The sequence below is a fragment of the Ancylobacter sp. TW_SC_1 genome (assembly GCF_056836805.1).
This window is the reverse complement of record NZ_CM166365.1, coordinates 4,755,523-4,776,300: the sequence shown is the minus strand read 5'-3', so window position 1 is coordinate 4,776,300 and position 20,778 is coordinate 4,755,523. Positions and strand designations below refer to the sequence as shown.

The window sequence follows — 20,778 nt, the reverse complement described above, 5'->3', positions numbered from 1 at the left end:
CGATCATGGCCGAAGCTTTCATCTGCGCCTATGCGCGCACCCCGATCGGCCGCTTCGGCGGCGCCCTCGCCATGGTGCGCCCCGACGACCTCGGTGCCGTGCCGCTCAGGGCACTGCTCGCCCGCCACCCCTTGCTCGACTGGGAGGCGGTCGATGATGTGATCTTCGGCTGCGCGAACCAGGCCGGCGAGGACAACCGCAACGTCGCGCGCATGTCGGCGCTGCTCGCCGGGCTGCCGGTGGGCGTGCCGGGCACGACGATCAACCGGCTGTGCGGGTCGGGCATGGATGCGGTGATCACCGCCGCGCGGGCGATCCGCGCGGGCGAGGCCGAGCTTGTCATCGCCGGCGGTGTCGAGAGCATGAGCCGCGCGCCCTTCGTGCTGCCCAAGGCGGAGAGTGCGTTTTCGCGCGCCGGCGAGATCCACGACAGCACGATCGGCTGGCGCTTCGTCAATCCGCTGATGAAGGCGCAATACGGCGTCGACTCCATGCCGGAGACGGGTGAGAACGTAGCTGCCGACTACCGGATATCGCGGCAGGACCAGGATGCCTTCGCCCTGCGCAGCCAGCAGAAGGCGGCAGCCGCGCAGGCGAACGGTCGACTGGCCAGGGAGATAGTTCCCGTCGCCATCCCGCAGCGCCGGGGCGATCCGGTGATCGTCGAGAAGGATGAGCACCCCCGCGCCACGACGCTGGAGACGCTGGCGAAGCTGCCGACGCCGTTCCGGTCGGACGGCAGCGTCACCGCCGGCAACGCCTCCGGCGTCAATGACGGCGCGGCGGCGCTGATCGTGGCGTCCGAGACGGCGGCCCGCCGGCACGGGCTCACGCCGATCGCCCGCATTCTCGGCGGGGCATCGGCGGGCGTGCCCCCGCGCATAATGGGCATTGGCCCGATTCCGGCGACCCGCAAGCTCTGCGAACGGCTCGCCATCGCTCCCGCCCGTTTCGATGTGGTCGAGCTGAACGAGGCCTTCGCCAGCCAGGGGCTCGCCGTGCTGCGCGATCTCGGCTTCGCGGATGACGACGAGCGGGTGAACCGGAACGGCGGCGCCATCGCGCTCGGCCATCCGCTCGGCATGTCCGGGGCTCGCATCGTCGGCACTGCGGCGATTGAACTGGGCGACATCGGCGGACATCGCGCGCTCGCCACCATGTGCGTGGGTGTCGGCCAGGGCATCGCCGTCGCATTGGAGCGGGTGTGAGCCAGCAGGGCGTGGGCCGGTCGTCGCGCCTCCCTCGCCCCGCGGCGCTCAGGCCTCCATCGCCTCGTTCGCGAGCCGCTCACTTGCGGGCGGCCAGCCGCTGCGCGAGTTCGAGTATCTGCAGAAGCATCGCCGATCCGTCGCTCTTGCGATGGCTGAGAATGATCGGACTTGAATACGCCTCGTCGAGATCGAGGAAATGTACGTCGTCGCGCCCCAGCCGGCGGATCGAGGCCGGGACCAGGCAGATCCCGGCTCCGGATGCGACGAGGCCGAGCGCGGTCTGCACGTCTCGCGCCTCCATTCCGATGCGCGGCGTCAAACCCGCGTCGCGATAGAATGACAAGATCTGGTCCGCGTAGCTGGGGCGGGGAGACTTCGGATACAGGATCAACGATTCTGCCGCGACGTCGGCGATTTTGACGCGAGGCATCCGCGCCAGGCGTTCATGGCCGCTTCCGATGGCGACGCAAAGCGGCTCCTCGCGCAGCACCTTACGCACGATCATCGCGTCCTCGAAGCGCAGGCGTCCGAAGCCGACGTCGATGCGTCCGTCCTTCAGTGCCGCGATCTGCTCGAGCGTCGTCATTTCAAGAAGCTGGACGTCGACCTCGGGCGAGAGGATCCGAAGATCGCGGATCAGTTCGGGAAGTGTGTCGTAGAGCGTCGACGCAACGAACCCGATGTTGAACTGTGACACCATGCGCATGCCGATGCGGCGCGTCATCTCCCGCATCTCCTCGACACGCTGAAGCACCTGCTGCCCCTGGTCGAACAGATAGCGGCCCGCCTCGGTCAAGCGCAAAGGCCGCTGGCGATCGAGCAGCCGAACGCCGAGTTCGGCCTCCAATTGCTGCACCTGCCGGCTGAGCGGGGGCTGCGCCATGTTGAGCTTCTCCGCGGCGCGGCTGAAGGAGCCCTCGCTGGCGACGGCCGTGAAATAGCGGAGATGACGTAGATCCATTGCTGCTCGCCAACGCATACTTGTCGGGTATCAATGCGGCGTCTGAAGAGGCTCCCCCTCAAACGCAGCGGACCGCTTCTGGTACATCCATGGCTCGGCGGAGTCTTCATGCCGCCTTCCGCAATGGGGGGCAAAGTTCAATTATACCCAAACGGCATGAATATACACCCAATCGGTCCTGTCCGCGCGAGGCCGTCGCCTCTAGTCTCCGGTCCGGGAAGAAACGTTCGAACGGAGGGGTCCTGGCCCTCTCCAGATAAAAACACGACAGCCAAAATCGGAGATGGCATGCCACTCGTCCGCTCGGCCCGCGCCGCGCGCGCGCTTGCGGTCGCCCGCCCTCGCGTGGCGATCCTCGCGGCGCATCTTCGTCCCGCGAGGGCGTGAGCATGCCGTATTTCGAGACATCGTCGGGTACGCGGCTGTTCTATTCCGTGACGGGTCCGGGCGGCGGCCGCCCGGTCATATTCTCGAATTCTCTCGGCACCACGCATCGGATGTGGGACAGGGTCGTCGACGAACTGTCCGCCGATCACCGGTGCGTGCGCTATGACACCCGCGGCCATGGCGGCTCCGGCCACGGCGCGGCGTCCTTCGAGATCGAGGATCTCGCGGACGATGTGCTGGCGCTGCTGGATCATCTCGACATCCAGCGGGCGCATTTTGCCGGCCTTTCGCTCGGTGGCATGACCGGGCAGGCCTTCGCCCTGCGTCACCCGGCTCGCTTGGCGAGCCTGACGCTCATGGCGACGACCGCCTTCATGCCGCCGCGGGAGGCCTGGGAGGCGCGCGCCGCGCTGGTGCGGCGCGAGGGCACGCAGGCGATCGTGGCGGCAACGGCCGAGCGCTGGTTCACGCCACAGTTCCGCGCGACGTCCCCCGCGATCGTCGACGCCGCGATGGCCGAGTTCACCGGCATCGGCCGCGAGGGCTACGCGGCCTGCTGCGAAGCGATCGGGCGGATGGATTTCCGTGCCCGCCTGAACGACGTGAGCGTGCCGGCCACGATCCTCGCCGGCCGCGAGGATCCCGCCACGCCCGTCGAGATGGCCGAGGCTCTCCATGCCGGCTTGCGGGGCTCGCGTCTCGTCGAGCTCTCTCCCGCCGCGCATCTGCTCGCCATCGAACAGGCCGAGCGCGTCGTCGCCGAGCTGCGGCACGACCTGTCCGTTTCGTTCCCAAAATAAAACACTCAAGGGGGTTGCATGTCCGGTTCATCTGCCGTCACGCAAGACATCAAGGAGATCATCGACGCCGGGTCGATGACGGGCCGCCGCTGGGCGGTCGTCGCGCTCTGCTTCGTCATCGCGCTGCTCGACGGCTTCGACACGCAGTCGATCGCCTTCATCGGACCTGCAATCGCGCAGGAATTCGGCATGAAGCCGGCCGAGATGACCTGGGTCCTCACCGCCAGCATCATCGGCATGACGATCGGCGCGATCGGCCTCGGCAGCTTCGGCGACCGCTACGGCCGCCGCAAGGCCATCCTGATCGCGGTGTTCCTGTTCGGCGTCTTCTCGATCATGGGCGCCTACGCCACGTCGCCGACGCAGATCATCGCGCTGCGGTTTCTCATCGGCCTCGGCATGGGCGGTGCGACGCCTTCGCTTCTTGCGCTGGCGGGCGAATACAGCACCTCTTCCAAGCGCGGCATGATGATCACGGGCGTACTGCTCGGCCTGCCTGCGGGCGCCATGCTCGGTGCCCTCATCGCGGCAAGCTGGCTGCCGCTGTTGGGCTGGCGCGGAATCTTCATGCTCGGTGGCGTCCTGCCGCTTGCACTGATCGCCATCATTTACTTCCTGCTGCCGGAATCGCCCGCGTATCTCGTCTCCCGCGAGTCGAATGACGGGCAGGATCAGGCCCGCCGTCTGCTCCGGCAAATGACCGGCCGCGTGATTCCGGCCGATGTCCGCCTCGTTTCGCCTGCCAAGGTGCGGCATGGCGGTTCGATCGCCGGCCTGTTCGAGCCGCGCTATCGCAACCTCACCATCGCGATCTCCGCGATCTATCTCTTCAACTGGATCGCCTGGTTCCTGCTCCTGCAGTGGCTGCCGACCGCTTTGACGACGCTCGGACTCGAAAAGGCGCAGGCCGCGTACGGCACGGTCGTCGTCAATGCCGCGTTCATCGTCATGGCCCTGCCGCTGTCTTCGTTCCTGCCGAGGGTCGATCCGCGCAAGCTGCTCATCGGCATGTTCGCCGTCGGCATCGCCGTCGCCCTGGGACTTGGCCTCTCCGGCGATCGCTGGCCCCTCGTCTTCACGTTCATCGCGCTCGCGGGATTCGGCATAGGTGGCCAGCAGCTCGTGCTGAACTATTTCATCGCCAACGTCTTCCCCACGCAGCTCCGCGCCACCGCCACCGGCTGGGGCATAGGTGTCGGCCGTTCCGGGGCGATCATCGGCTCGGCGATTGGCGGCCAGCTCCTGAGCGGTGCCGGACCTGCGGGATACTTCATGGCCCTTGCCGTTCCGCTGGCCGCCGCCGCGCTGGCGACGATGACGGTGCGCGCGGTCGCCGCGGAACCCGAACTCGTCTCCGCCCCGGCCGCACGCTGACCGCCGCCACGCAGAGAGCCATGCGGGTGACCCTGGCTCTCTGCGTTGCACGCGCAATGGCAGGCGAATTTATCAAATGAAGCAGCCGGGCACGGCAATATAGACACCTGAAACCCGCAACTAATGCTCTCGAACAACATCTAGTTGGTATTGTTACCATATGACGATCAAAGTAGTCCGCTCATACGCGCGCCGCCGATCTGTCGCGCGTCGCAATGGAAACGGAGCGTAACCATGTCAGACGGTCCGCGAATTCGGGTAGTCGAGACGTTTCTGGTCGATGTGCCGACCATTCGCGCGCATCAACTGGCAATGACGACGATGAATCGTCAGACGCTGATGATCGTGCGGCTCCATATGACAGATGGCGTGGTCGGCATAGGGGAGGGGACCACCATTGGCGGCCTCGCCTACGGGCCGGAGAGTCCGGAGGGTATGAAGCTCGCGATCGACCAGTATTTCGCCCCGATCCTGCTGTCTTCCGACCCGACCCGCGTTGCCAGGACGATGGCTGCGCTTTCGGCGTCCATCCAGGGCAACGACTTCGCGAAATGCGCGGTCGAGACGGCCCTGCTCGACGCGATGGGCCAGCGCGTGAACCTGCCGATCTCCGAATTGCTGGGCGGGCGCCGGCACGACCGGCTGCCGGTGGCCTGGACGCTCGCCAGCGGCAACACCGAGCAGGACATCGCCGAGGCCGAGGAGATGCTGGCGCGCCGACGTCACAACATCTTCAAGCTGAAGATCGGCAAGGGTGATCCCAAGGCGAACGTGGCTCATGTCGCCGCCATCAAGCGCGCGCTCGGCGACCGGGCGTCGGTGCGCGTCGACATCAACCAGGCCTGGTCCGAAGCCACCGCATCCGCAATGCTGCCAGCCCTCGCGGACGCCGGCGTCGATCTGGTCGAGCAGCCGGTCGCCCGGCGCAACCTTCCCGCTCTTGCCCGGCTGGCGCGCGAGACCTCGGTGGCGATCATGGCCGACGAGGCCCTGAACGGCCTCGAAACCGCCTTTGCGGTCGCCTCGATCGCGGCCGCGGACGTGTTCGCGCTGAAGATCGAGCAATCCGGCGGCCTGTTCGCCGCCGCCAAGGTGGCGGCGATCGCCGAGGCAGCGGGTATCGGCCTGTACGGCGGGACGATGCTCGAGGGCGGCGTGGGCACGACCGCCTCGGCGCACCTTTTCTCCACGCTCGGCAAGATCGAATGGGGCACCGAGCTCTTCGGTCCACTGCTGATGACCGAGGAGATTCTGGAGACGCCGCTGGACTACGCCGACTTCGGCGTCGGCGTGCCGACGGGGCCGGGGCTCGGCGTAACGCTGTCCGAGGAGCAGCTCGACCGCTTCCGCCGTGATCGCGCGACGCGTTCGCTCCATACGGTTCAACACATCGAGACGGGATCTTGACGATGCTCTTTCAGGTCGAAATGGACGTCCGCATTCCTCACGACTTGCCCGCCGAGCAGGTCGACGCGCTCAAGAGCGCGGAGAGGGCGCGGGCGCAGGAACTGCAGCGTCAGGGTGTCTGGCGTCATCTCTGGCGCCACGCCGGGCGCTACGCCAACACCAGCATCTTCGACGTCCCCGCCACCCAGGCCCTGCACGACATTCTCTCGGGGCTGCCGCTCTTCCCCTTCATGGAGATCAAGGTGACGCCACTCTGTCGCCACCCGTCTTCCATTCACGAGGACGATCGCTGAGGCGCGCTCCGTATCACCCGCTGATATCTACGATAACAATAGCAAGAGGAAATCCCATGCCTGCCAATCTGATCTCCGATGAAGACATGCGAGAGCTCGCCGCGCGCGCGTCCGGCACTGGCCTTGAAAACGGCAACCCGCGCGTCAAGGTGGTCGTCGAGCAGTTGCTGTACCGCATCATGCAGGTGATCGACGAATGCGACGTGTCGATGGACGAGTTCTGGACCGCCGTTTCCTTCATCGGCAAGGCGGCGAAGAACGGAGAACTGGGCCTGCTCGTTCCCGGCGTCGCGCTCGAGCATTTTCTCGATCTGCGCCTCGACGAGGCCGAACGGCTGGCCGGACTCGGCGGCGGCACGATGCGCACCATCGAGGGGCCGCTCTATGTCCCCGGCGCGCCGCTGTCCACCGGCGAGGCGAGGATGGACGACGGTACGGATCCCGGCGAGATCTTCATCATTGAAGGTCAGGTGACGGACGAGGCCGGCAAGCCCATTCCGGGGGCCATCGTCGACATCTGGCACGCCAATTCGAAGGGAGGTTATTCCTTCATCGACGGCGAGCAGGCGCCCTATAATCTGCGTCGGCGTATCGAAACCGACGGGGAGGGCCGCTACCGCGCCCGGACGATCGTACCAAACGGCTATGGCTGCCCGCCGGAAAGTGCCACCCGCGAGCTCATGGCGGCGTGCGGACGTCATGCCGAGCGGCCGGCGCACGTACACTACTTCATCTCCGCGCCGGGCTATCGCCAACTGACGACGCAGTTCAACTTCACCGGCGACAAGTACCTCTATACGGACTTCGCCTTCGGCACCCGGGATGAGCTCGTGGTCACGCTGGACCACATCACGGATGCGGAGCAGATTCGCAAGGTCGGGCTGAACCAGCCCTTCGCCAGCACGACCTTCAACGTCGTGCTGACCAAGGAGCGCTCCGATGCGCCGCAAACGGTCGTGCATCGCGATCACGTTATGGTGGACTGAGGGGCCTGTTCGCGCCCGTGAAGGGTCGATATGGCCTCGCGAGGGCTGTTCGCGCGGGCGAGCGGAGACGCCGCGGGTTCCCCCGCGACGTCCGGTCCGTGCCGGCACGATCTACCCCCGTCCGAACCGGAGCCGCATCCAGTCAGGTTGAATCGGCCTGACTGGTAAATCCGTCTCTGGACGTCAGGAAGCGCCGAAGCGCTCCAGATTCAACAAGCTGGGAGATACGAAATGTCCAGCCTGCCGTCGCGCGGCCCGCGCTTCGAAGGTAAGTGCCTTGTCGTCACCGGCGCGGCGCAAGGCATCGGCAAGCAGGTCGCGCTCGAGGCTGCGGCCGAGGGCGCCCGCCTGGTCATCGTCGATCGTTCGGCCATCGTGCATGAGGTCGCCGCAGAGATCGACGCAGCCTGCGGGGCCGGGCATGTCGTCGCGCTCGAAGAAGATCTCGAACTCTATTCCGGCAACGAGCGGGTCATGGCGCGCGCCAAGGAGGCATTCGGCACGATCGACGTGCTGGTGACCAATGTGGGCGGCGCCATCTGGATGCGCCCGTTCGTCGAGTTCGACGAGGACAGGATCGTCGCGGAGATCCAGCGTTCCCTGTTCCCGACGCTCTGGGGATGCAGGACGGTCCTGCCGTACATGCTCGATCAGGGCCATGGCGTGATCGTCAATGTCTCGTCCATCGCGACCAAGGGCATCAACCGGATTCCCTATTCCGCCGCCAAGGGCGGAGTGAACGCGCTTACGGCCTCGCTCGCCTTCGAGCTCGCCGGCAAGAACATCCGGGTCAATGCCGTCGCGTCCGGCGGAGTGAGCGCGCCCACGCGCCGAATTCCGCGCGGCACGGATCCATTGACCGACGCCGACAAAGCCTGGATGCAGGACGTCGTCGACCAGACCGTGCGATCGTCGCATATGGGCCGCTATGGCGAACTGCATGAAATCGCGTCAGTGATACTGTTTCTGGCCTCCGACGACGCGTCCTATGTCAACGGAACCGTGGTGCCGGTGGGCGGAGGCGATCAAGGGTGAGGTTCGAAAGGACCGCGTTACCGGCGGTGGGTATCACACGGAACGCGGAACGCGCATCGCGGGACGCTGCCGGGCGCTATCGCCAAGCACTCGCCGATCATGGTCTCATCGGATCGACGGGTCGGCGGCGCAATCCGCACGATGACGCGAGAGCCGCGAGCGTCATGAAAACGCTCAAGGTCGAGGCGGTCCATATGATGGTCTACGAGACGCTCGACGATGCCGCCGCGAGAGCAGAGCCGCGCCGCCGCAGCGCGCGACGGCATGGCGCCATGACCCGCGGCGCGGCGCATTACGCCGGGCGCGCGAGCGCGGCCTCGATGGCGGTCGCCGCTTCCCCCGCCGTCGCGATCGCCGCATCCATGCATGGGAATTCGAGATAGTCGCCGGCAAGGTGCAACCTGCCGAGATCGCGCGTCAGCGCCGGCTGCAGCGCCGCGCGGCCGGGAAAGGAGTACGGCGCGCCGAGCGGCCAGCGCTGGACGAGGATCTCCTCGACGATGCCGCGCGCCTGCGGGAAGAGCTTCTCCAGATCGGCCTTGAACCGGCTGGCTATCTCCTCATCCGAGAGCTTCATCAGTTCGGCCGCTCCCCGCGCGCCGCGAAACAGCATCAGGCTGCCGCCGGGCCTTCGCGGACCCACGCGCAATGTGCTCGCCTGATTGAAGAAGACGCCGAAAGACAGGCCGGGCGTTGCGATGGCGTAGTTCGCGTCCCACGGCATCGGGCCGGTCTCGGAGGTGAGGACGGCTGCCGAGAGGAAGGCGCCGTAGCGGATCTTGCCCAGCGCGTCGGCGGTGTCAGCGGGCAGCCCGCGCATGATGGTCGCGGACACCGTCGCCGGGGTCGCGACGATGGCGTGCCGAGCGCGGACGACCCGCTCCTCGCCGTCCTGGCGGTACGCGATTTCGACCGTCTCGCCCTTCTGCTCGACGGAGATCACCTCGGCGTTCAGGTGCAGCCGGTCGCCAAGCGCGGCGGCGATCGCTTCCGCCAGGCCGGACGAGCCGCCAAACAGGTTGCGGCCAAAGGAGTGCTTCGACCAGACCTGCCCGAACGAGGTCAGGCCGTACCCTGCCGCCATCTCGGAAGGGTCGGCCGCTGTGCGCTCGGTGATCGTGCGCAGCATCAGTGCGATGTCGGGCGTGAGGGCGCCGACATAGCTCTCCAATGTGCGCTCGTTCTCGAACGAGAGCTGACGTACGCGGCGCGCGCCGGTCGCCTCGCCGGGAACCGCCTTCTGCACCTCCAGCAGCCGCATCACGCCGGAGCGCAGCTTGAGCCCCATCTTCACAAAGGACAGGCGAGAGCCAAGGTCGAGCGGAAGGCGCAGCGGAAAGCTCTCGGAGCGTCCGCCTGCCACGACCTTGCCCTTGAAGGCGATGCCCATCCGATCTCCCGGAATGAGCCGCGCGTCGAGGCCGAGCTCGTCGGCGAGCGCGCCGGAGGGCGACGTGGATTCGCCGAAAAGGTGCGCGCCGAAGTTCAGCCAGTAATCGCCCCGCTTCTGCGAGCGCAGCCGTCCGCCGGGACGGTTCCCCGATTCCAGTACCAGCAGGTCGCGGTGACGCAGGCGCCAGGCGCCGCTCAATCCGCCGATCCCGCCGCCTATGATGACGACGTCGCGCATCCCCGCTTCAGCCATGACGAGGCACCCCGATCAGTTACCGTCGATCCGCTCGAACAGAATGTCCTGAGCGCCGTCCCACAGTGTCTTCTTGCCCAGGGCCGGCAAGTTTTCCTGCCCCCTGGTGACGGTGAGGAAATGGTTGCCGGCGAGCTGGCCCATCTTGCTGGCGAAGCACACGCCGCCATAGGCGAGCAGGAGTTCCGTCTCGCTGAATCCGCCGGGATAGAGAATGAACTGCCCGGGGGCCGGGAAGCTGGTCGCGTTCTCGAAGCCGATTCCGAAATCGGTGTCGCCGAGCGGGATCCAGCAGCCTTCACCGCTCCAGCGCACATGGATGATACGCTGCCTGTAGGGCAGCAGGCCAAGAAACAGCTCGCAGGTCTTCGGGGCGGCCTCGGTCTCGAGCCGGGCCTCGAACTCGTAGGGGCCGGCGGTGATGCGAAGGGAGGTCATGGGGATCCTCTTTGAAGGGTGATCAGGCGAGGGCATGATCGAGCGCGCGCTTCAGCGCCTCGGTCTCGCGCGGAGTCGAGGGGAACTGCGGGGGGCGCAACGTGTCGTTGCCGAGCTGGCCGAGCAGCTTCAGGCAGGTCTTCAGCCGCGCGGTCGCCCGCCCGCCGGGCGCATCCCGGTAGATCGCCACGGCGAGCGGATAGACCCGGTCGTGCAACTGGCGCGCGCGTATCCAGTCCTGCGCCTGCGCTGCTTCCCAGAGATCGACAATGAGCTGCGGTACGACTGCCGCCAGCGACACCTGGCTGCCCACCGTACCGATCAGATAGCAGGCGAGCAGATGCTCGTCGCCAGAGCCCAGAACCGCGAAGTCGGGCCGCTGTGCGTGGAGGAGGCGCATATTCTCCTCATAGGCGGCGACCTCCCAGCTTCCCTCCTTGATGGCGACGATACGCGGCTCGCGGGCGAGGCGCGAAAGGAGTTTCCCTGAATAGGACATCGTTCCCGCGGTGATGGGCGCGCCATAGAGCATCAGGGGAACGCGCGTGGCGTCGCGGATCACCTCGTGGTGCAGCACGGCACAGTCCTCGTCATGGCCGAGCGCCCAGCTATTGGGGGGAAAGACCAGCAAGCCATGGGCACCGGCCGCTTCGAGCGCCGCACCCTCCCGCGCCGCTTCGAGGCTCGATTCGTCGTTCACGCCGGAGACGATGAGCAGCTCCGGCGCCACCTCGCGCGCCATTTCGACGATCCGAACCTTCTCGTCGCGCGAGAGCACCAGATTCTCGCCGGCATGGCCGTTCAGCAGTAGGCCCTGAATGCCCCGCACGGCTGCGATACGCGCGATGTGGTCCTTGAACGCGGCCTCGTCGATCGAGAAATCGTCTCGCATCGGGACGATGGTTGCTGCGTGGATGCCGGTCAGACGATCCGTGAATGACTGCGCCATGAGCGTCTCAAATCTCCGCGTCGCATCAAGCGTCACGACGGACTTAGCACACGCGGCAACGCTTCTTGCGTGCGCGGTTTCAGGCGTCCATGTGCTCACTTTTTGCACTTTACATATCTGCAGTTTGTATACAAATTGTCGACCAATAAGCAATAGCCGCCGAGCAGCCGCCGCAGCGGTCAAGCGGCCTTTCCACGAGGAGAATGTCGATGCTGAAGAAACTCGCCCTCTCCGGGCTCGTCGCGCTCACGGCATTTGCCGCGACCGTGGCGCCCGCCGCCGCGCGTACGCTGGACGAGGTGATCTCGTCAGGCGTCATTCGTGTCGGCGTCAACCCGACCCTTCCTCCGCTCGGCAAGTTCAACGAGAAGAACGAGATCGTCGGCTTCGATGTCGATTTCGCCACCGATATCGCCAAGATGCTCGGCGTGAAGCTCGAGGTGGTTCAGGTCGGCTCGCCCGATCGCATCCCCTTCGTCGCCTCCGGCAAGATCGACTTCGTGATGGGCGCCATGACGCGTAACCCGGAGCGCGCCAAGGTCATCGACTTCACCGTTCCCGCCCACACGGAAGTGCTCGGCATCCTCACCACCGAGGACAAGCCCTTCACGCAGTGGAAGGAAATGAACTCGCCGGAGGTGACCTTCGTCCAGGTGCGCGGCTCGACGCCGGTGAAGTTCATCGAGGAAAACCTGCCGAACGCCAAGCTGACCCTTCTCGACAACTATCCCGATGCGGTGCGCGCGCTCGCCCAGGGCCGTGGCACGGCCATGATCGACGTCATGGACTTCATGCAGGAGCACATGGACCGCCACAAGGACACGAAGTGGAAGATCGTCGAGACCCCCGTCGACATCTACTACTGCTCGCTCGGCGTGGCGAAGAACTCGACCGGCCTCAAGGACTGGCTCAATGTCGCGATCTTCGAGATGCACCGTCGCGGCAAGACGGACGAGCTGTGGAAGAAGTGGTTCGGCATGGAAATGATCGCCCCCGTGCAGGTCACGCCTTACTTCTGAAGCCCGGGAGCAGAGCTCGATCCGGCCGGGGGCGACCCCGGCCGGATCTGCGTCCTGCGGAGTTGTTCCACGCATGAGCCAGGTTCAGCAATGAGCTACGTCCTGCAATATGGTCAGGTCTGGCCCTATCTGCCGCGCCTTCTGGAAGGCGCGGTTCTGTCGATCCAGATCGCCGTCCTCGCCTTCTGCGGGGGGCTGCTGATCGGCACGGCCTGCGCCGCCGTGAAGAGCTTCGGGCCCCGCTGGGCGGTTGCTGTTGTTGGCGTCTATGTGACGTTCTTCATCAACACGCCGCAGCTCGTGCAGATCTATTTCCTGTACTTCGCATTGCCGGACAGCGGAATCCTGCTGTCTTCGTTCAATGCCGTTCTGCTCGGCATGACGCTCAATGCCGGCGCCTATCTCACCGAGATCCAGCGGGCCGGCTTCGAAAGCGCGCGGCGTTCCGAATTGGAGGCCGCCGAGGTGCTCGGCTTCTCGCGCATGCAGCAGATCCGCTACGTGATCCTGCCGCATGTCGCGCAAGTGCTTTTCCCGCCGCTGTCGAACCACTTCATCCTCATGACGCTGGGCACGTCGATGGCGTCGATGTTCGGCGTCGAGGAACTGACCGGCGAGGCGTTGAACGTCAACTCGCTGACCTTCCGCTCCATCGAGGTGTTCACGATCACGGCCGGCATCTATGTCGTCCTCACGCTGGTTGCCTCGACGCTGCTCGCCCTGTTCGGCAGGTATGTCTTCCGTGCGCGTACGAGGGTCGCGTGATGTTCTCGCAGATCGTCTCCGAATGGCCGGAATTCGCCACCTATTACAATTTGCTCTTCCTGGCGCAGGCGGCCGGGACGACGCTCGCCCTCTCCGCGCTCGGCGTCATTATGGGAAGCCTGCTCGGACTGTTGGTCGCGGTGACGCGCACGACGCGCGGATGGCTGCTCGCGCCGCTGCGGGTGCTGGCCTTCACCTTCACCGAGATCTTCCGGCGGGTGCCGTTCCTCGTCACCCTGATGCTCGCCTTCTTCGTCTTCCAGATGTTCCTCGCCGACACCTCGCTGTTCGTGGTGGCGGCGGTGACGACGACACTTGTCCGCCGTCAGCACCAATGGCACAGATTTGAGGTTGTGATTTAAGGAGGGTTGGGGCTTCGTCGTAGTGACGAAGGAACGAAGATGAAGGCCCAACCCTCCTTGAAAAAATCGCCGACAAAGGCCCCTGCTGAGCGTGTTGTGAAGGATATTCGGCGGCAGACGCGTCGCCATTTCTCGGCCGAGGACAAAATCCGCATCGTGCTCGATGGGCTGCGCGGCGAGGACAGCATTGCGGAGCTGTGCCGCAAGGAAGGCATCGCCCAGAGCCTGTACTACACTTGGTCGAAGGAGTTCATGGAAGCGGGGAAGCGCCGCCTGGCCGGCGATACTGCCCGCGCGGCGACCACCGGTGAGGTCCAGGATCTGCGCCGCGAAACCCGTGCTTTGAAGGAATGCGTGGCGGACCTGACGCTGGAAAACCGGTTGCTCAAAAAAAGCATGATTGCGGATGGGGGCGACGACGAATGAGGTATCCCGCATCCGAAAAGCTCGAGATCATCCGGATCGTGGAACAGTCGCACCTGCCCGCCAAACGCACGCTCGACCAGTTGGGCGTCGCCCGTCGGACGTTCTACCGCTGGTATGACCGTTATCTTGAGGGCGGGCCGGAGGCGCTGGAGGATCGGCCATCGGCGCCGAGCCGGGTGTGGAACCGGATCGGCCGCGACATCCAGGATCAGATCGTGGAGATGGCGCTGGAGGCGACCGACCTCAGCCCCCGCGAACTGGCGGTGCGCTTCACCGACGAGAAACGCTACTTCGTGTCAGAATCCGCGGTTTACCGCCTGTTGAAGGCCCAGGATCTGATCACCAGCCCGGCCTATGTCGTGATCAAGGCCGCCGATCAGTTCCACACCAAGACCACCCGGCCGAACGAGATGTGGCAGACTGATTTTACCTACTTCAAGATCATTGGGTGGGGCTGGATGTACCTGTCGACCGTCCTCGATGACTTCTCGCGCTACATCATCGCCTGGAAGCTGTGCACCAACATGCGGGCCGAGGACGTGACCGACACGCTGGACCTGGCTCTGGCGGCTTCCGGCTGCGACAGCGCCACGGTGCTGCACAAGCCCAGGCTGCTCAGCGATAATGGTCCCAGCTACATCGCCGGCGAACTTGCGGAATACATTGAGGCCCGGAAAATGAGCCATGTGCGCGGCGCCCCGATGCATCCCCAGACCCAGGGCAAGATCGAACGCTGGCATCAGACCCTGAAGAACCGCATCCTATTGGAAAACTACTTCCTGCCCGGCGATCTCGAGGCCCAGATCGAGGCCTTCGTCGAACACTACAATCACCAGCGTTACCACGAGAGCCTGAACAATGTGACGCCCGCCGACACCTACTTCGGAAGGGCTCCGGCGGTCATCCAACAGCGTGAAAGGATCAAGCGACAGACCATCGAACATCGGCGCTTGCAGCACCGCAAGCTCGCCGCCTAACATCAACCCCCAGACGAGGCCCGCACTCCGCTAATTTACCCCGCGAGTTGCGCCAAATGTTCTGACGACGGACAGACGACACTCATCGCGGCAGCGTTCCTGGCGGAGATCATCCGTGGCGGGCTGAACGCGGTACATCAGAACCAGTGGGAAGCGGCGGCGGCGATGAATTTCTCGCTGCTGCAGACCATTCGCCATGTCGTGCTGCCGCAGGCCTGGCGCCTCATCCTGCCGCCGGCGTTCGGCTTCTTCGTGCTGTTCATCAAGGACACCGCGCTCGCCTCGCAGATCGGCGTGGTCGAGCTCACCTATGCCGGCAAGGTGCTGAACAACAAGGGTTTCTCGCCAGCGCTCGCATTCGGCGCGATCCTGATCATCTATTTCCTGATTTCGTATCCGCTCGCGCGGCTCGGCGCGGCGCTGGAGGTTCGCCTTGCATCATCTCGACATCACCGCTCTTGAGGCCTGTTACGGGTCGCACAACGTGCTGTCCGGTATCGACCTCAGCGTCGGCCGCGGCGACGTCATCGGCCTGATCGGGCCGTCAGGTTCCGGCAAGAGTACGATCCTGCGGGTGGTGATGGGGCTGCTGCCGCCCGTCTCGGGCACCGTGAAGCTAGACGGCGAATCGGTCGATTACGCCAAGCCGCGCGACGTGCGGCGCCTGCGCGACCGCATCGCCATCGTGTTCCAGCAGTACAATCTGTTCCAGAACATGACGGTGCTGCAGAACGTCACGATCACGCCGACCAAGATCAAGAAGCGCCCCAAGGCGGAGGTCGAGGAGGAGGCGAAGGCCCTGCTCGCAAAGGTCGGGCTCGCGGACAAGTTCAATTCCTACCCCGACCAGCTCTCCGGGGGACAGCAGCAGCGTGTCGCCATCGCCCGCGCGCTGGCCCTGCGGCCCGAAATCCTCCTGCTCGACGAAGTGACCGCCGCGCTTGATCCGGAGCTGGTGTCCGAGGTGCTGGACTCGATCCGCCTCCTCGCCAAGGAGGGAATGACGATGATGATCGTCTCGCACGAGATGGGTTTCATCCGCGAAATCGCTTCCCGCGTGGTTTTCATGGCGAGCGGCAAGATCGTCGAGGAAGGGCCGGCCGCGCAGATCTTCGACGCACCGACACAGGCCCGCACGCAGGATTTCGTCTCCAAGATCCTGCGTCACTGAATGAGCGCGGGCGCCACGCCGGACGGGGCGCAGGCCACGCCTCGCAGGCCACGCCTCGCAGGCCATGCCTCCGCCGCTGCAGGAGAGAGCTCCGCGGCCATGGCTCGCGGCGCTCCTGATGTCGGGGGCGAGATGCCCGATCTCCATGTGATGATCGGCGGCGCGGTCATCATCGCCAGCGGCGTCCTGCTGCTGCGCGCGGGTGCGTCCGCGCGGCGCCCGAGCGTTTCGGTGAACGGGAGTTGACCGAAAATGCTCCAGTGGTTTGGGTCGACGCGTTTCCCTCACGCGAACCGGAGCCACTTCGCTCGAAGACGCCCTAGCGGACCGTGGCGATGGCGAAGTCGCCGATGCTGCGGATATGGGACTGGACGGCCTTGCGGGCAGCCTTCGGGTCTTCGGCTTCCAGCGCCTCGAGAATGGCCAGATGCTCGAGCGAATCCGGCTGAACGCGGTCGGCGAGGCGCGCGATCTCGAACAGGCGCGTCGTCACGCGGAAACCGCGGATCGCCTTCATCAGCACCTCGTTGCCGCAATGACGGGCGAACAGTTCGTGGAGATTGTCGTCGGAGCGCCAGTGAGCGTCGGTGTGGTAGGCCGTCGCGGCCTGCAGGCTGTTGATCTCTGCGCGTACTGTCGCGAGTTCCATCCGCGGAATGTGCCCGGCGGCCATCGCGGCGGCTTCGGGCTCCAGGATCTCGCGAACGCGCAGGCTCTGGAGATACTCGCCGAGGTCGACATGGCGCACCTTGAAGGAGCGCCCATTGCCCTTGACGACCAGCCCTTCGCCTTCCAGCCGCTGCAACGCCTCGCGCAGCGGGGTGCGCGAGATGTTCAGCTGGTCCGCGAGCCGCGATTCGACGATTGTCTCGCCACCGCGCAGGCGCCGGTCACGGATCAGCTCCGTAACGGACTTGTAGGCGAGATTGGACAGGTTCTCGCTGCGCGCACCTGACTCGACATCCATCGCGGCAGTGGTGCTCATCGATCGTCTCTCGTTATCGGGGAAGTGAAGGGTGAACGGTCGCGTGGCAGATAGGCGCCGATTCCCTTCTTGCCGACCAGTTCGCCATTCTCGACCACCCTGTTGCCGCGCACGAGGGTAAGGATGGGCCAGCCGGTGATCTCCATGCCCTCATAAGGCGTGTAGTCGGCGCCGTCCTGCAGCATCTCGTGGCGCAGCGTCATCCGCTTTTCCGGGTCCCAGATGACGATATCGGCATCCGCGCCGACGGCGATCGTTCCTTTGCGCGGATACAGGCCGTAGGTCTTCGCCGGATTGGCCGAGGTGACCGCGACAAACTCCTCGAGGCTCATCCGCCCCTTCGTCACACCCTCGGAAAACAGGATCGGCAGCCGCGCGCCGATGCCGGGAATGCCGTTGGGCACCCAGCGGAAGCTGGAGCGTCCCTTCGGGGCCAGCTTTCCCTGCTCGTCATCATAGCGGAAGGGGCAGTGATCGGAGGAGAACACCGAGAATACGCCGGTCCGCAGGCCCTCCCAGCAGGCCTCCTGGCTTTCCCGGTCGCGGGGAGGCGGCGAGCAGACATACTTCGCGCCCTCCATCCCGAGACCGTCGAGATCATCCTCGGTGAGCACCAGATACTGCGTGCAGGTTTCCCCCAGCACCCGCAAGCCGCGCTGCTGCGCCCAGCGGATCTGCTCCATCGCCTCGCGATTGGAGACGTGCACGATCATCACGGGAACGTCGACGAGTTCGGCGAGCGAGATCGCGCGGTGGGTCGCTTCGCGTTCCACCACCTTCGGGCGAGAGGTCGCGTGGTAGCGCGGCGCGGTTTTTCCGGCCTTTTCCAACTCCTCGGTCATGAAGCGTATCGCGTCGTAATTCTCGGCGTGCACCATCACGAGCGCGCCGGTCTCCCGCGCCACCGACATGACGTCGAGAATCTCGCGGTCGTTCAGCTTCAGCCCGTCATAGGTCATGAAGATCTTGAACGAGGTGTAACCGTCTTCGACCAGCGCGGGCAGGTCCTGGCCCAGAAGCTGTTCGTTCGGCTGGCTGATGATCAGGTGGAAGCTGACATCGACATGGCATTGCCCGTCGGATTTCGCGTGATACGCCCGAAGCGTCTCGCGCAGCGGCACGTCCTTCTCCTGAAGGCAGAAGGGCATGATGGTCGTCGTCCCGCCAAACGCGGCGGAGCGGGTGCCGGTCTCGAAATCGTCGGCCATGACGATTCCATCACCCGAAGGCTGGGCGATGTGGACGTGGGAATCGACGCCGCCCGGAAGCACCAGCTTGCCCGACGCGTCGATGATCTCCCGGCCTGGCAGATCGAAACCGAGTGTCGCGACCTTGCCGTCGCGGATCCCGATGTCGCAGCGAACGCGATCACCCGCGGTCACCACCAGGCCGCCTGAAATCACGGTATCGAACTCGGTCATCGATATTCCTCAATCATATCGCATGATTGTATACATATCGAATGCAAAGGAGAAGCTGGATTTGCGTTGTGCCGATGGAACAAGACGGGGAAATGGTCCGCTGAGCCGTCGATAACTGACGAGGCGCGCGACATGCGGACCGCGGTCCCGGATGGCCGATCTGATCTTCCCCCCCGAAAAAGTGGACGGGTTTAAGCCGCTTTGCGCTCCATCTCGGCCGGCCTTGGCGCATCGCGAGCGCCGTGCGGCGAGTGCCCGAGCTTGCCAGTCGCGCCGCGTGACGGCATACAACGGCCAGCAGGACGCTCCGCGGGTGTATGACGGGATATCATCTCGCCGGGCAGCAGGACACGGGAAGTCCAAAATCATGTTCATGGACGATCGGAATGCCGATGCCGGCACGATGGATGGGATCGCCCGGCTCCGGCGTCGGGCGGGGCTTCTCAGCCGCCGGTCGTTTCTCGCCGGTTCCGCCGTCAGCCTCGGCGCGCTGGGGCTGGCCGGGTGTGCGGCACCCGACGGCATGAGCCTCGCCGAGGCGGCGAAGGTCTACGGGCCGGTGCCGGACGAGAAGTTCCCGATACCGGCGGTCGACGTCAACAAGGTAAAGCCAAAGTATTTTCGCCGAACCGTTCGCTACGAGACCGAGGAAGCGCCGGGCACGATCATCGTCGACCCCGGCAATTACTACGTCTATCGCGTCGAGGACGACGGAACCGCCACCCGCTATGGCGCCAATGTCGGCCGCGACGGCTTCCTGTGGAGCGGTGACGCCTATGTCGGGCGCAAGAGCGAGTGGGCGACCTGGACACCGCCCAGGGAAATGATCAAGCGCCAGCCCGAGGCGGCCAAATATGCCCGCGGCATGCCGGGCGGCCTCGACAACCCGCTCGGCGCCCGCACGCTGCACCTCTATCAGAACGGCGTTTACACGCTCTACACGATCTACGCGACCAGCGATCCGGAGACCATCGGCTCAGGCATCACAAGCGGCTGTGTCGGCCTCCTGAGCCAGGACATGATAGACCTCTACGCACGCACGCCGGTCAAGACGAAGGTGGTCGTCCTGCCGGCATAGCCGCGGGCGTTTTCCAGCCCAGGCGGCGCGGGCGTGGGCAGCGCAGGGCTCGCGCGCGCGCTCGCAGTCCCGGCGATGGGGCGCCGGCGGCCCCTGGAAAATCGCCGAACCGGCCGCCCGCCCGGCGCCACGAGCCGATATCGGGGCCGCCCGGAACCAGACCTTCCCTCCTTGGCCCCAGCCGGTCACTGCCAAACAGGTCTGATGAAACCCGGGACCGCCAGCGGCCCCGGGTGACGTCGTCTCAGAGCTTCAAGCCGCAGGCCTTGCGGATCGCGACCTGGACGGGCGACGGCGGCAGGTCCGGATCGAAATCACCCTTGAGCAGCAGCGGCGGCTGCGCCATGAAGCGCGGCTGCGTTCCCCGGTGAGGTTGAGCGGCGTGAACGAGGAAGGGATGGCACAGAAAAACCGTGCCGGCCGGACCTGTCGCCACTTCGGTCGTGCAGCTCTCGCTCGAGGCGTAGCCGTCGGCGGAGAGCTGGCGGAGCGATGCCCCGTCTTCGCCATGGGGCAGCAGCTCGCGGGCAATGACGGCATGCGAACCCTTCCGGATACGCGTCGGCGCATCGTCTCGACCGACATCCGAGAACAGGAAGAGCATCAGCAGCGCCCGTCCGCGGCTCTTCACATTGGCGCGCCATTCCATGAAGTCCGGAGATTCTCCGAAACTCATATCGACATGCCAACCATCGTCACCTGGGGCTACCGATGAGGGAAAGCGGATCGGAAAGGTGCCGAGCCCCTGCGGCTTCAGCCAGCGGCCCGCGCCGGCCAACTGGTCGTAGGCCCGGTGAAGTCGTGGTGAGTTGGCTGCTTCCACGAAGGGACGAGAGCCTTTGGATGCAACCCTGATGACCGGCTTGGTCCAGCCGCCCGGGTCATCCGGGGACAGGCCGATATCCGCCCACAATTCGTCCCTGCATTGCCTCGCCAGCGTGGGGTTGAAAGCACCCTCCATCTTGACGAAACCATCGACGATGAAATCCTGCACCTGACGATCGGTCAGGCCGGCATGCTCTGTTTTGGGCATGAACGTTCCCCGTTGGCGTTCGCATCAGCGACGCCAGATTGATCTGATAGGCGCG

Annotated in this window: 21 protein-coding genes; 14 read left to right on the top strand and 7 right to left on the bottom strand. The window is 65.4% G+C overall.

Going from position 1 to position 20,778, the window contains the following annotated elements:
* Positions 1-5 precede the first annotated feature (5 nt).
* On the top strand, positions 6-1,208 hold the full coding sequence (gene pcaF, locus AC1PZ7_RS22625) for a 3-oxoadipyl-CoA thiolase (RefSeq protein WP_482357423.1): 1,203 nt from the start codon (positions 6-8) through the stop codon (positions 1,206-1,208).
* Positions 1,209-1,287: 79 nt separating this feature from the next.
* On the opposite strand, the gene AC1PZ7_RS22620 is transcribed toward pcaF, so the two are convergent.
* A complete protein-coding gene (locus tag AC1PZ7_RS22620; protein WP_482357422.1) occupies positions 1,288-2,172 on the bottom strand; it encodes a LysR family transcriptional regulator in 885 nt (294 codons plus the stop codon).
* Positions 2,173-2,561: 389 nt separating this feature from the next.
* Between AC1PZ7_RS22620 and pcaD the strand changes: the two genes are divergently transcribed.
* The 6 genes from pcaD (at position 2,562) to benD (ending at position 8,454) form a co-directional block, all read left to right on the top strand.
* Positions 2,562-3,359 carry a 3-oxoadipate enol-lactonase gene (gene pcaD / locus AC1PZ7_RS22615; protein ID WP_482357421.1) on the top strand — a complete coding sequence of 266 codons (798 nt, stop codon included), beginning with the start codon at positions 2,562-2,564 and terminating at the stop codon, positions 3,357-3,359.
* Positions 3,360-3,377: 18 nt separating this feature from the next.
* Complete coding sequence (locus AC1PZ7_RS22610; protein WP_482357420.1) at positions 3,378-4,733, top strand: MFS transporter; 1,356 nt, start codon at positions 3,378-3,380, stop codon at positions 4,731-4,733.
* Between the two features lie 234 nt (positions 4,734-4,967).
* On the top strand, positions 4,968-6,140 hold the full coding sequence (locus AC1PZ7_RS22605; RefSeq protein WP_482359709.1) for a muconate/chloromuconate family cycloisomerase: 1,173 nt from the start codon (positions 4,968-4,970) through the stop codon (positions 6,138-6,140).
* 2 nt (positions 6,141-6,142) lie between these two features.
* Complete coding sequence (catC, locus tag AC1PZ7_RS22600; RefSeq protein ID WP_482357419.1) at positions 6,143-6,433, top strand: muconolactone Delta-isomerase; 291 nt, start codon at positions 6,143-6,145, stop codon at positions 6,431-6,433.
* 56 nt (positions 6,434-6,489) lie between these two features.
* Positions 6,490-7,419: a dioxygenase family protein gene (locus AC1PZ7_RS22595; RefSeq protein WP_482357418.1), complete on the top strand. Its 930-nt coding sequence runs from the start codon at positions 6,490-6,492 to the stop codon at positions 7,417-7,419.
* 231 nt (positions 7,420-7,650) lie between these two features.
* Positions 7,651-8,454: a benzoate diol dehydrogenase BenD gene (benD, locus tag AC1PZ7_RS22590; protein WP_482357417.1), complete on the top strand. Its 804-nt coding sequence runs from the start codon at positions 7,651-7,653 to the stop codon at positions 8,452-8,454.
* Between the two features lie 292 nt (positions 8,455-8,746).
* On the opposite strand, the gene AC1PZ7_RS22585 is transcribed toward benD, so the two are convergent.
* Genes AC1PZ7_RS22585 through AC1PZ7_RS22575 form a run of 3 tightly spaced genes read right to left on the bottom strand, consistent with a single transcriptional unit; the run spans position 8,747 to position 11,486 of the window.
* Positions 8,747-10,099 (bottom strand): NAD(P)/FAD-dependent oxidoreductase, encoded by a 1,353-nt coding sequence (locus AC1PZ7_RS22585; protein WP_482357416.1) that lies wholly within the window; start codon positions 10,097-10,099, stop codon positions 8,747-8,749.
* A gap of 15 nt (positions 10,100-10,114) precedes the next feature.
* Positions 10,115-10,537 (bottom strand): DUF3830 family protein, encoded by a 423-nt coding sequence (locus AC1PZ7_RS22580; RefSeq protein ID WP_482357415.1) that lies wholly within the window; start codon positions 10,535-10,537, stop codon positions 10,115-10,117.
* Positions 10,538-10,559: 22 nt separating this feature from the next.
* Positions 10,560-11,486 (bottom strand): dihydrodipicolinate synthase family protein, encoded by a 927-nt coding sequence (locus AC1PZ7_RS22575; protein WP_482357414.1) that lies wholly within the window; start codon positions 11,484-11,486, stop codon positions 10,560-10,562.
* A gap of 209 nt (positions 11,487-11,695) precedes the next feature.
* Here AC1PZ7_RS22575 and AC1PZ7_RS22570 point away from each other — a divergent pair, with 209 nt between their 5' ends.
* From AC1PZ7_RS22570 to AC1PZ7_RS22545, 6 genes are all read left to right on the top strand, one after another.
* On the top strand, positions 11,696-12,505 hold the full coding sequence (locus AC1PZ7_RS22570; RefSeq protein WP_482357413.1) for a transporter substrate-binding domain-containing protein: 810 nt from the start codon (positions 11,696-11,698) through the stop codon (positions 12,503-12,505).
* Positions 12,506-12,595: 90 nt separating this feature from the next.
* The gene (locus tag AC1PZ7_RS22565; RefSeq protein ID WP_482357412.1) at positions 12,596-13,270 is read left to right on the top strand and encodes an amino acid ABC transporter permease; all 675 of its coding nucleotides are present in this window, start codon (positions 12,596-12,598) and stop codon (positions 13,268-13,270) included.
* Positions 13,270-13,632: an ABC transporter permease subunit gene (locus AC1PZ7_RS22560; protein WP_482357411.1), complete on the top strand. Its 363-nt coding sequence runs from the start codon at positions 13,270-13,272 to the stop codon at positions 13,630-13,632. Before AC1PZ7_RS22565 ends, AC1PZ7_RS22560 begins: the two co-directional genes overlap by 1 nt.
* 39 nt (positions 13,633-13,671) lie before the next feature.
* A protein-coding gene (locus AC1PZ7_RS22555) for an IS3 family transposase (protein WP_482359592.1) occupies positions 13,672-15,035 on the top strand; the annotation gives its coding sequence in 2 pieces (ribosomal slippage) (positions 13,672-14,019 and positions 14,022-15,035; 1,362 coding nt in all).
* Between the two features lie 33 nt (positions 15,036-15,068).
* Positions 15,069-15,497: an amino acid ABC transporter permease gene (locus AC1PZ7_RS22550; RefSeq protein WP_482359708.1), complete on the top strand. Its 429-nt coding sequence runs from the start codon at positions 15,069-15,071 to the stop codon at positions 15,495-15,497.
* The gene (locus AC1PZ7_RS22545) at positions 15,469-16,206 is read left to right on the top strand and encodes an amino acid ABC transporter ATP-binding protein (protein ID WP_482357410.1); all 738 of its coding nucleotides are present in this window, start codon (positions 15,469-15,471) and stop codon (positions 16,204-16,206) included. Before AC1PZ7_RS22550 ends, AC1PZ7_RS22545 begins: the two co-directional genes overlap by 29 nt.
* A gap of 319 nt (positions 16,207-16,525) precedes the next feature.
* On the opposite strand, the gene AC1PZ7_RS22540 is transcribed toward AC1PZ7_RS22545, so the two are convergent.
* Positions 16,526-17,191, bottom strand: coding sequence for a GntR family transcriptional regulator (locus AC1PZ7_RS22540; protein WP_482357409.1), 666 nt, complete (start codon positions 17,189-17,191; stop codon positions 16,526-16,528).
* Positions 17,188-18,612: a dihydropyrimidinase gene (gene hydA / locus AC1PZ7_RS22535; RefSeq protein ID WP_482357408.1), complete on the bottom strand. Its 1,425-nt coding sequence runs from the start codon at positions 18,610-18,612 to the stop codon at positions 17,188-17,190. The genes AC1PZ7_RS22540 and hydA overlap by 4 nt, the downstream gene beginning before the upstream one ends.
* Before the next feature lie 367 nt (positions 18,613-18,979).
* On the opposite strand from hydA, the gene AC1PZ7_RS22530 reads away from it, so the two are divergent.
* Entirely contained in the window at positions 18,980-19,690 is a 711-nt protein-coding gene (locus AC1PZ7_RS22530; RefSeq protein ID WP_482357407.1) for a L,D-transpeptidase family protein, read from the top strand.
* Between the two features lie 244 nt (positions 19,691-19,934).
* Here AC1PZ7_RS22530 and AC1PZ7_RS22525 read toward each other — a convergent pair whose 3' ends face one another.
* Positions 19,935-20,723, bottom strand: a complete 789-nt coding sequence (locus tag AC1PZ7_RS22525) for a phytanoyl-CoA dioxygenase family protein (RefSeq protein WP_482357406.1) — start codon at positions 20,721-20,723, stop codon at positions 19,935-19,937.
* Positions 20,724-20,778 lie beyond the last annotated feature (55 nt).